Source organism: Micrococcus sp. MS-ASIII-49 (assembly GCF_000946635.1).
GTDB classification, from domain to species: Bacteria; Actinomycetota; Actinomycetes; order Actinomycetales; family Micrococcaceae; genus Micrococcus; species Micrococcus luteus.
Genome location: NZ_JXSP01000181.1, coordinates 1 through 1,295, shown reverse-complemented (window position 1 = coordinate 1,295; position 1,295 = coordinate 1). Strand labels below are relative to the sequence as shown.

General features: G+C 67.3%; 2 protein-coding genes and 1 pseudogene. 1 reads left to right on the top strand and 2 read right to left on the bottom strand.

Translation table 11 applies throughout. From position 1 onward, the window contains the following. On the bottom strand, positions 1-363 hold a 363-nt coding region (locus tag SJ20_RS11490; protein WP_131661522.1), incomplete at its 3' end, for a hypothetical protein. Between the two features lie 190 nt (positions 364-553). On the opposite strand from SJ20_RS11490, the pseudogene SJ20_RS11835 reads away from it, so the two are divergent. Continuing rightward, a pseudogene (locus SJ20_RS11835) lies at positions 554-928 on the top strand (DUF805 domain-containing protein); the annotation flags it as partial. Between the two features lie 75 nt (positions 929-1,003). On the opposite strand, the gene SJ20_RS11485 reads toward SJ20_RS11835, so the two are convergent. Then, positions 1,004-1,295 (bottom strand): integrase core domain-containing protein (locus SJ20_RS11485; RefSeq protein ID WP_044659998.1); only part of this gene is annotated, 292 nt, incomplete at its 5' end.

Here is a 1,295-nt window from a genome sequence, read left to right as displayed (position 1 = left end):
CAGCTTTTCATGGCCGCTTACAAGCAGCCATGCCGGCTCAGCCCCAGAGGCCGCCCGGCCCGGCGCGCTCGGCTCGAACACCTGACACTGCAACACATCCAGGAGCACCACCTCCAGATCCCCCTCGCACTCGGCAAGACGCATCCCCAGGCCCGTGCGCTGCGCGATCACCTGTCCCCGGTCCTCCGGGGAAGGGCCGGCCTGCCAGGCCACCACCGTGAGCACGCCCCCGGTCACGTCGGCGTCGAGGAGACGCGCGTGAGTCTCACGGCTGAAATGCCTCCGGTTCAGCTCGCACAACACCCGACACACCTCAACCGTGGACGGCAGCCTCGAGGGCGGCAGGGCATCCGGTGCAGTCATCTTCCCCAGGGTACGAGCGAGGGCTCGCACCCGCACAGGCCCTTCTCCAGCTCCCGTCTCTCGTGACGAACTGCCAGCTCGATGGGAATATCACCAGATGAGCCTGCCCAGCGCCATTGCGGACCTCTACCGGCGGTATGCCCGATTCGATGGGCACCCCACGCGCCCCCAGTTCTAGTGGGCGTTCCTCTACCTGGCGGCTGCGGGCAGTCTCCTGACCCTCTTTTTCGGGCTTCTGGGGGCCGACACGGCTACACTGTCGATCCCCCTCTTCACCGTCAGCGGCCAGCGCAGCGATAACCCGGCGGGCTCGATCACGGCCACCTACCACCTCACCGCGACCCCCTTCTGGGCCGCCCACCTCATCCCGCAGCTCGCACTCATCACCCGTCGGGTTCACGACGCTGGGTTCAGCCGGGCCTGGGTCCTCCTGGGCGTCATCCCCCTCATCGGACCCTTCACTTTGTTGATCCTCGCTGCCAGCAGATCGACACCACGCACCCGCACACCCGGCTCCCCCCATCCTCATCTGCCCGGCGCAAGGCCAAACAGCCTCCAGCAATAGCGATCGCTTCTGACCGGTCGGAACCGTGAAGCATCAGGGCCTTGGCCCTTGATCGTGGACACGGTGTCGGTTCGGTTATGCCGCTTCCGCAAGCGTAGCGGAGCGTGCGGCTTCGTAGGCGTTCGGGCTGATGTTGCCGATCGCGGAGTGGCGCCGGCGAGTGTTGTAGCGGTTCGCCCACCGGAACACGGCCCGGTAGGCGGTGGCCTGGTCCGGGAACGCTGACCGGCCGGCGAGGAGTTCGCGCTTGAGCGTGGCGTTGAAGCTTTCCGCGAGTGAGTTGTCGGCACTCGTGCCGACCGCGCCCGTGGACTGGGTCACGCCCAGCTGCTCGCAGAGCGCGGCGTAGGCCTTCGAGGTGTAGACG